Source organism: Actinomadura montaniterrae, from assembly GCF_008923365.1.
In the GTDB taxonomy this organism is placed as follows: Bacteria; Actinomycetota; Actinomycetes; order Streptosporangiales; family Streptosporangiaceae; genus Spirillospora; species Spirillospora montaniterrae.
The window spans coordinates 1-8,993 of the sequence record NZ_WBMR01000305.1; the positions used below are offsets into that span (position 1 = coordinate 1).

General features: G+C 73.9%; 8 protein-coding genes and 1 pseudogene. 1 reads left to right on the top strand and 8 read right to left on the bottom strand.

Annotated features, from left to right (window positions below):
- Positions 1-187: 187 nt before the first annotated feature.
- From F9B16_RS46315 to F9B16_RS46325, 3 genes are all read right to left on the bottom strand, one after another.
- Positions 188-622 carry an SRPBCC family protein gene (locus tag F9B16_RS46315; protein ID WP_151546644.1) on the bottom strand — a complete coding sequence of 145 codons (435 nt, stop codon included), beginning with the start codon at positions 620-622 and terminating at the stop codon, positions 188-190.
- 79 nt (positions 623-701) lie between these two features.
- Entirely contained in the window at positions 702-1,469 is a 768-nt protein-coding gene (locus F9B16_RS46320) for a metallophosphoesterase family protein (RefSeq protein WP_151546645.1), read from the bottom strand.
- A 54-nt stretch (positions 1,470-1,523) separates the two neighbouring features.
- Positions 1,524-2,219 (bottom strand): copper homeostasis protein CutC, encoded by a 696-nt coding sequence (locus tag F9B16_RS46325; protein WP_151546646.1) that lies wholly within the window; start codon positions 2,217-2,219, stop codon positions 1,524-1,526.
- 230 nt (positions 2,220-2,449) lie between these two features.
- On the opposite strand from F9B16_RS46325, the gene F9B16_RS46330 reads away from it, so the two are divergent.
- A complete protein-coding gene (locus F9B16_RS46330) occupies positions 2,450-4,240 on the top strand; it encodes an AMP-dependent synthetase/ligase (RefSeq protein WP_151546647.1) in 1,791 nt (596 codons plus the stop codon).
- A 37-nt stretch (positions 4,241-4,277) separates the two neighbouring features.
- Here F9B16_RS46330 and F9B16_RS46335 read toward each other — a convergent pair whose 3' ends face one another.
- The 5 genes and pseudogenes from F9B16_RS46335 to F9B16_RS46355 form a co-directional block, all read right to left on the bottom strand.
- Entirely contained in the window at positions 4,278-4,940 is a 663-nt protein-coding gene (locus F9B16_RS46335; RefSeq protein ID WP_151546648.1) for an NAD(P)H-binding protein, read from the bottom strand.
- Positions 4,941-5,012: 72 nt separating this feature from the next.
- The gene (locus F9B16_RS46340; RefSeq protein WP_151546649.1) at positions 5,013-6,371 is read right to left on the bottom strand and encodes a DUF1996 domain-containing protein; all 1,359 of its coding nucleotides are present in this window, start codon (positions 6,369-6,371) and stop codon (positions 5,013-5,015) included.
- 35 nt (positions 6,372-6,406) lie between these two features.
- On the bottom strand, positions 6,407-7,042 hold the full coding sequence (locus F9B16_RS46345) for a DUF4142 domain-containing protein (protein WP_225992548.1): 636 nt from the start codon (positions 7,040-7,042) through the stop codon (positions 6,407-6,409).
- Positions 7,043-7,191: 149 nt separating this feature from the next.
- A complete protein-coding gene (locus tag F9B16_RS46350; protein ID WP_151546650.1) occupies positions 7,192-8,706 on the bottom strand; it encodes an NADH-quinone oxidoreductase subunit NuoF family protein in 1,515 nt (504 codons plus the stop codon).
- Positions 8,703-8,993, bottom strand: a pseudogene (locus tag F9B16_RS46355) (hypothetical protein); the annotation flags it as partial. The gene F9B16_RS46350 and the pseudogene F9B16_RS46355, both read right to left, overlap by 4 nt.

Consider the following 8,993-nt stretch of genomic DNA (forward strand, 5'->3'; position numbering starts at 1 on the left):
CCCCGCGCGGCCGGCCGCCCCGGTCGGCACGGTCGTCGAGGTCGTCGCGGGAGCCGCCGCCGACCACGCGCTTGAGCACCGCGTCGAAGAGCTTGCCCGCCTCGTTGATCAGGTCACCCGGCTGGTCGGTCATGACTCCATCATCCATCCGTCATCGGCGTGAAACGGTACCGCCTCCCGGGCGTCCTCAGCGCTCGACGCGGCGCTGGAGGCCCTTGAGCGCGGAGTCGATGATCCGCTTCTCGCCCTTGCGCTTCACCATGCCGATCATCGGGACGCGGACGTCCACCGCCAGCTCGTAGGTGACCTCGGTGGCGCCGCCCGCCTCGGCGAGCGCGTAGGTGCCGTGCAGGCCGGTGACGACCGTGCCCTTCTCGACCAGCTCCCAGCTCACCCGGTCGTCGCCCTCCCAGGTGTAGGCGAGGCCGACGGTGTCGCTGAACGGGCCGCCGTCGAAGGTCAGCCGGCCGCGCAGCGCCCGGCCGTCCGGCCCAGTCTCCTGGACGGTGAACTCGCGGATCCCGCTCGCCCACTCCGGATACGCCTCCAGGTCGGCGATCACCGCCATGATGTCGGCCTTCGCGGCCTTGATCGTGATGGAAGAACTCGTGCGGTCCGCCATCTGCGTTTCCCTCCGGCTCGCCGTGAACCCGCGCCCGCGCACGGTTTGCCCGGGCCGCTGTCCTACAGCACGGTATCCGTCACACCGTCAGGACGTACGGGACCCCGCGCGCGCGGAAGTGGCCCACGTTCACGCATTCGGTGCGGCCGATGCGGATGCGGGCGGCGAGCGGCTGATGGACGTGCCCGAACAGCACGTATTTCGGCTGCGTGCGGTGGATCGCGTCGAGGATCGCCTCGCTGCCCCGCTCGAACCGGCGGGCGACGGTGTCGTAGAGCAGGTCGGGGACGGCGGGCGGGATGTGGCAGCACAGCACGTCCACCTCCCCGACCGCCTCGACCTTCGCCGCGTACGCGTCGTCGTCGAGCTCGTAGGGGGTGCGGTACTCGGTGCGGAGCCCGCCGCCGACGAACCCGAACCGCAGCCCGCCGATCTCGGTGGTCTCGCCGTCCAGGACGCGGTGCCCCCCGCGCAGGTGCGGCCCCCACATGCGCGGGACGTCGACGTTGCCGTAGGTGAGGTAGGCGGGGGTCGGCATCGCGGCGAACAGCTCGGCGTACTGCCGGTCGACGGCGCGCTCGATGTGCGGCCACGCGTCCCCCTCCAGGGACGCCCACAGGCCGCGGGAGAACTCGCGGGCCTCGTCGAAGCGCTTTTCGGTGCGCAGCGCGATGAACCGGTCGGCGTTCTCCTGCCCGAACAGGTCCGCGAAGATGCCCTGCCCGTGGTCGGAGTAGTCGACGAACAGGATCAGGTCGCCGAGGCAGATGAGCGCGTCCGCGCCGTCGCCCGCGCTCTTCAGCGCGTCCGCGCGGCCATGGACGTCGCTCACCACGTGGATCCTCATGAACCGACTCTAATAGGGGACCACTCCCCCGAAAACGGGCGCCCCTCGGGGGTGTCAGCCCGCGGCGGCCGACACCAGCGAGCGCCACTCCCCCACCAGCGCCGGGTCGACCGGGGCGTCCCAGGAGCCGTCCGGGCGGACGGCGGTGCCGACGTGGAACGCGGTGACGCCCGCGGCGGCGAGCACGGCGACGTGCTTGCGGCGCAGCCCGCCCCCGGCCATGATCAGCGCGGCGGAGCGCGGGTCCTCGGCGGCGCGCCGGACCAGCACGTCGACCCCGGCGTCCACGCCGCGCGCCGAGCCCGCCGTCAGCACCGCGTCCAGGCCGCCGTCGAGCGCCCGGACCGCCTCCCACGCCTGGACGGGGTCGGCGGCGTGGTCGACCGCCCGGTGGAACGTCCACGGCAGCGGCGCGCAGGCCGACGCGAGCTTGCCGGTCGCGCCGGCGTCGACGTGGCCGGAGGAGTCGAGGAAGCCGAGCACGAACCCGTCGGCGCCGGCGGCGGTGAGGTCGGCGGCGGCGCGGACGAGCCGGTCCAGCTCCGCGCCGGTGGTGCGGAACCCGGCGTTGGCCCGCAGCATGACCCGCAGCGGCAGCGCCGTCGCGGCGCGCACGGCCGCGACCATGTCCGGGTCCGGGGTGAGGCCGTCGGCGCCCATGTCGGCCACGACCTCGATCCGGTCGGCGCCGCCGTCCTGCGCGGCGCGCGCGTCCGCGGCGGTCAGCGCGATCACTTCGAGCAGGGCCATGGCTTCCCCCGACCACTTCCGTATACGACCAGGTCAAGGGTAGGGGACGGACGGGCGGTCGCCCGGCTGCGGCGAGCGGTCTTTGCCGTGCCGTTAACCGTCGATCCGGAGGCCGCGCGGGGGCGGGACGCTCACTTCCCGACGGTTTTCCTACTCGTGGGTATCATTCACCTTCGGAGGGACCGGCAGGTTCCCCCGCCGTCCCCGAAGACCGATCACAGGAGTGGGCCGTGCGCGAGTTCAGCGTCCCCCCGATGGTGGAGGTCCCCGACTCCGCCAATCTGACCGACGCGCCCTTCACCCGGGCCGCCGAGGAGCCCGGCGCCATCGTGCTGCGCCGCCGCACCGGCACCGCCTGGAGCGCCGTCACCGCGGCGGAGTTCGCGGCCGAGGCCGCGGCGGTGGCCAAGGGCCTGGTGGCCGCCGGCATCGAACCGGGCGACCGGGTCGGGCTGCTGTCGCGCACCCGCTACGAGTGGACGCTGCTGGACTACGCGATCTGGACGGCCGGCGCGGTCGCCGTCCCGATCTACGAGACGTCCTCCGCCGAGCAGATCGAGTGGATCGCCGGCGACTCCGGCGCCAAGGCGCTGTTCGCCGAGACCGACGCGCACCTGGCGCTGGTCGGCGAGGTCCGGGACCGGCTCCCGGGCCTCGCGCACGTCTGGGGCATCGACGCGGGCGCCGTCGCCGAGGTCACCGCGCTCGGCAAGGACGTCACCGACGCGGCGATCGAGGAGCGCCGCCGGTCCCGCGGCGCCGCCGACGTGGCGACCCTCGTCTACACCTCCGGCACGACCGGCCGGCCCAAGGGCTGTGAGATCACTCACGGGAACCTCGTCGCGACGGCCCGCAACGCCGTGCAGGGCGCGATCTCCGAGATCGCCGTCGAGGGCAGCTCCACGCTGCTGTTCCTGCCGCTGGCGCACGTGTTCGCCCGGCTGATCGAGGTCGCCACCATCGAGGGCGGCATCGTGCTCGGGCACAGCGACATCCCGAGCCTGCTGCCCGACCTCGCCTCGTTCCGGCCGACGTTCCTGCTCGCCGTCCCGCGGGTGTTCGAGAAGGTCTACAACGGCGCCGAGCAGAAGGCCGACGCCGACGGCAAGGGCAAGATCTTCAAGGCGGCCGCGGACACCGCGATCGCCTACAGCCGGGCGCTGGACACCGGCGGCCCCGGCCTCGGGCTCAAGGTCAGGCACAAGGTTTTCGACGTGCTGGTGTACGGGAAGCTGCGCGCGGCCGTCGGCGGCCGGGTGCAGTACGCGGTGTCCGGCGGCGCCGCGCTCGGCGAGCGCCTCGGACACTTCTTCCGCGGCGTCGGCATCACGATCCTGGAGGGCTACGGCCTCACCGAGACGACCGCGCCCGCGACCGTGAACCGGCCCACCGCCATCAGGATCGGCACCGTCGGCAAGCCCATCCCGGGCGTGGACATCCGGATCGCCGAGGACGGCGAGGTCCTGGTCCGCGGCATCAACGTCCTGCGCGGCTACTGGAACAACGAGGCCGCGACGAAGGAGGCCGTCGAGGACGGCTGGTTCCACACCGGCGACCTCGGCGCCCTCGACGCCGACGGCTTCCTGAAGATCACCGGGCGGAAGAAGGAGATCCTCGTCACCGCGGCCGGCAAGAACGTCGCGCCCGCGCCCCTGGAGGACCGGCTGCGCGCCCACCCGCTGATCAGCCAGTGCCTGGTGGTCGGCGACGGCCGCAAGTTCATCAGCGCCCTGATCACGCTGGACGAGGAGGCGCTCGGCCCCTGGAAGGAGCGGCACGGCAAGCCCGCCGCGATGACCGTGGACGAGCTGCGCCGCGACCCCGACATCATCGCCGAGATCGAGGGCGCCGTCGCCGACGCCAACAAGTCGGTCAGCCACGCCGAGGCGATCAAGAAGTACGTCGTCCTCGGCGTCGACTTCACCGAGGAGGCCGGGCACATGACCCCGAGCCTGAAGGTGAAGCGCAACGTCGTGATGAAGGACTTCGCCGACGAGATCGAGTCCCTCTACACCGCCTGACCGCCCGCCGCCGCCCGCGCCGCCCGACCGTGCCGGGTCAGCGCAGGGCGGCGACGGCGTCGGCGATGCGGGTGCCGCCGTTCAGCAGGTCGAGGGTGCGGTGCCGGGCGTCCGGCAGGGCGTCCAGCAGCGCGACGATCACCGCGGCGACGTCGTCGCGGGTCACCGCGCCGTGCCCGATCGGCGGCTCGGCGAGCGTCACCAGCCCGGTGCCCGGGTCGTCGGTGAGGCGGCCCGGGCGCAGGATCAGCCAGTCCAGGCCGCCGCGCGCCCTCAGGTCGTCCTCGGCCTCGCCCTTCGCCCGGATGTAGGCGGCCCAGACGTCGTCGCGGCCCGGCGCGGGCGGCTCGCCCGCCCCCATCGCGGACACCTGCACGAAACCGCGCACCCCGGCGCGCTCCGCCGCGTCCGCCAGCAGCACCGACGCGGCCCGGTCGACGGTGTCCTTGCGGGCGGCGCCGCTGCCCGGCCCGGCGCCCGCGGCGAACACGACCGCGTCCGCGCCCGCGAGGTCGCCCGCCACCTCGCCGGCCGACGCCGCCTCCAGGTCCCGGACGACCGGCGTCGCGCCCGTCGCCCGCACGTCCGCCGCGTGGTCGGGGTTGCGGACGAGGCTCACCACGGTGTCCCCGCGGCCGGCCAGCAGCCGCGACAGCCGCAGCGCGATCTGCCCGTGCCCGCCCGCGATCACGATCTCCATGACGGCGATCCTACGCGCGGGCGGGCCCGTGGCCCGGGACCGGGGACCGGCCTCGGCTCCCGGAGCCGGGGATCAGCCCCGGCGCCCGTTGATCGCGGTGACCGCCTTCCGCATGAGCTGGTCGGTCATCACGTTGATGAAGTCGCCGTGGTCGGTCACCGGGTCGTGGCCCTCCTCCGGGAAGGTGTCCAGCGCGAACGCCAGCGCCTTGGCGGGCAGGTTGTAGGCCAGCGTCATCCGCAGCTGCGGGACGGCCTTGCGGCCCTGCGGGCACTGCCCGGTCCGCGGGTCCGGGAAGACCATGTGGTCGCGGTGGTTCGCGCTGTCGGTGTTCTGCCCGTCCCAGCAGCTCGGGAAGTTCAGCACGCGCTCCACCATGCTGCCCTTCGGGCACAGCGGGTACTTGTCGGTGAACGCCCGGTTCTCGAACCCGCTGCACGTCCACTGGGCGTGCGCGTTGGCCGTGCCCTTCGACGACGCCTTGGCGTCGCCGGTGACGATCCGGGTGAACCGCGGGATCGCCGTCACCTTGCTGCGCGGGTTGCCGAGGAACTGCAGGCGCACCCTCGCCGGGGTGACGACGCTGCCGGTGTTGCCGTCCACCTGGCTCTGCGCCGCGCGGTCGGAGTCGTCCTGCCCGGCGCGCAGCCGCACGACCGGCCAGTAGTAGGTCGACTGGTCGCCGTTGGTGCAGGTCGTCCCGGCGGCGGCGAGCGTCTGGTCGGTCGACAGCGCGCTGGTGTCGAGGTTGCCGACGTAGTCGTGGATGTGGTGCGCGCCGTTCTGGACGCCGGGCGCCACGATCACGTTGTCGGGGTTGCTGTGCTTCTGCCCCGCGTTCGTCCCGCAGCTGGACGTGAACACGCCGGTGGACGCGGCGCGCGTGCGCCGCGGCTGCCGCACGGGCTGCGCCTGGCGGATGTCGACGAACTGGTCGGCGGTCGGGCCCGGTTTCACCTGGCTCTGGCCGCCCTGGCCGCCGCCGTTCTGGCCGCCGTTCTGACCGTCGCCGTTCTGGTTCTGGCCGTCGCCGTTCTGGCCGTCACCGTTCTGCTGGCCGTCGCCGCCCGGCTGGTTCGGGTCGGTCTGGGCGGGGTCCGGGGACCCGGAGTCCGGCGGGGTGGGGACCGCCGTCTGCGAGGGGTCGCCCATCCCCGGCATCTGGCCGTCGCCCATGCCGGGCATCTGGCCGTCGCCGTTCTGGCCGCCGTCCTGGCCGCCGTCCTGGCCGCCGCCGTTCTGCTGGCCGCCGCCGTCCGCGGGAGGGCTCGTCCGCCCGCCCCGGTACTTCTGGACGTGCCCGGCCGGGTCGGCGGTGATGGTCGCGCGGCCCGGTAGCGCCCCGGCGCCCCCCGGCACGTCGTTGCACGCCGACGCGGCGAGCACGACGGCCGGAACGATCACGGCGAGGGCCTTCCTTTTTCTTCCCATGGAGTACTCCCTTTGAGCGGGGGGTGGGATACCCGTCAGTGCAGCGCGGACTTGGTGACCAGGCCGGTGCTCTCCAGCAGCTGCATATGGTGCAGGACGAATCGCATCCCGCGTTCCGCGTAGGCCCGGACGAGTGAGTTCTGGCTTTGCACGCGGGCCTTGGCGGCGAACGGCAGGACCTGGCCGTGGGCGGAGCGCATCCGGAACACGTAGTCGGTGTCGAACGACTTCCCGTCGAGGCCGGCGAGCTCGCGGAGATAGCTCCGCTGCGTGCCGTTCGGAATGGCCGGAAGGGACACGCCGAGCTGCTGCGCGGTGGCCCTGGTGTCGGCGTCCAGCTGCATGTGCTCCTGGTTGATGATCTTGCCGATCTCGCGCACCCGGGGGCTGGCGCCGCGCTGCACGGCCATCTGGCTGGCCGGCATCTCCCAGAGCCCGGCCTGCCGGACCTTGACCAGCAGGAGCCGGTCCTGGGCGCTCAGCGGCCCCCACTTCGACGGGATCGTGGCCCCCTTGTCGACGCCGTTCGCCGGGGCGACCCGCGGATTGAGGAGGACCGCGACCGCGGCGGCGACGACGGCCGCGACGGCCAGCAGGAGCAGGCCGCGGCCCCGCCGGAGCCCGAACCGCGGGAGCCGGCGCAGTTCCGCGACACCGTACGAATTCCTCACCGAAATCCCTTCCTCCTCTCGGGAACGCACCGGAGAACGGAGCCGGCGCGGTTTCGCCGGGTCATACGCACCACGCCCGGGCGGAGGTTCACCACCGCGCTGGCTTTTTCATTTCTCCGGCCCGTCCGTAATGGCCGGGCGGGCCGCGTTCAAGAGCGCCGATCCGGGCCGCCCGGCACTCCCCCGACGACCCGCAGCGCCAATGCCGGGCACATCGCGACCGCTTTCTGCACATCCCGCTCCATCCACGACGGAATGTCGCTTCCGAGCACCACCGGAAAGCCGTACCGGTCGAGCTGGATCAGTTCCGGGACGAGGTAGGCGCACAGCCCGTGGCCGTCGCAGCGGCTCCAGTCGATCGCCACCCGCCCCTCCCGCCCGGTCGGGACCGGGAGCGGCAGCACCCCGTACGTCGACAGCCCGCAGGTGCCGCCGTAGCGGTGCGCGTCGATGTCGGCCGTGAACGCCTCGACCGCCGACAGCACGAACCGCGCGGTCCCGTCGGGGTGGGTGCAGGCGCCGCGGCCGCGCCCGATCGCCGCGGCGCGGCGCACGTCCTCGACCGTCCCGCCGCCCTCCATGAGCGCGTTGAGGGCGCGGACGACGTCGGGCAGCCCGAGCCGGCACGGCCCGCACTGCCCGGCCGACTGCGCGGCGAGGTACGACGCGATCCGGGTGACCTCGCCGAGCGGGCAGGTGCCCTGGGCGAGCGGCAGGATGATGCCGGCGCCGACGGTCCCGCCGACGGCGCGCATCCCGGCCCGCGACAGCACGGCCCGGGCCGCCCCGGCAGGGTCGAGCCACGCCCCGTGGTAGCCGCCGACCAGGACGCCCGGGCCCGGCGGCACGTCGCAGTGCTTCAGGACGTCCCGCAGCGGCGTGCCGTACGGCGCCTCGACGACCGTGGTGCCGCCGACGGTGAGCAGCGTGGTGCCCGGCTCGTCCTCCGTCCCGGCGGAGGCGTACAGGTCGGGGCCGAGCGAGACCAGCACCGCGAGCTGCGCGAACGTCTCGGTGTTGGACAGCAGCGTCGGGTACCCGTCGACGCCGGACTCGGCGGCGCGGACCTTGACGCCCGGCGGGATCGGCGTCTCCCCGTTGATGGCGCGGATCACCGCGCCGCTCTCCCCGGAGATGAACCGCTCGGTCAGCCGGACGACGCGGGCGGGCATCCGCCGCTCGCCGATCGCGGCGCGCACCGACCGGGCCGCCTCGTCGCTCTCCACGGCGAGGACGATCCGCTGGGTGCCGAGCGCGGTGGCGACGATCTGCGCGCCGTCCAGCACCAGGTGCGGGGCGCGGCCGAGCAGCACCTTGTCCTTGGCGCTGCCGGGCTCGCCCTCGGCGCCGTTGACGACCACGACGACGTCCTCGCTGGACCCGCGGTCGCCGCCCTTCTCGCCGGGCAGCAGCAGCGTCTGGTCGGCGGTCGGGTGGTTGACCCGGGACGCGACGGCGGTGAGCTTGCGGGCGAACGGGAACCCGGCGCCGCCGCGTCCGCGCATGTCGACCTGCTCGGCCATCCGGACGAGGTCCTCCAGCGACGGGACGCGCAGCCGGCCGTGCACCGCGAGGTGCCGGTCGAGGTCGAGCCGGTCGAAGCGGTCGAAGCCGAGGGTGAGCCGGGGCCCGCCGATGTTGGAGACCGTGTGGACGGCGCTCACCGGATCACCTCGGTGTCCCAGCCGCCGCCCTCGCCCGGCAGGGGCGCGCCGCGCGGGTCGGTGACGGTGGAGCGGGAGTCGCGCCCGCCGAGCGTCCCGCCGACCCGCGAGTCGTCCACGCCGCGCGGGTCGTCATAGCCGCGCGGGTCGTCGTCGTAGCCCCGCGGATCGTCGTAGCCACGGTCGTCATAGCCGGGCCGGTCGTCGTAGCCGCGCGGATCGTCGTAACCCGGACGGTCGTAGGCGGCGCGGTCGTCGTAGCCGCGCGGGCCGACGGGGCGCCGGTC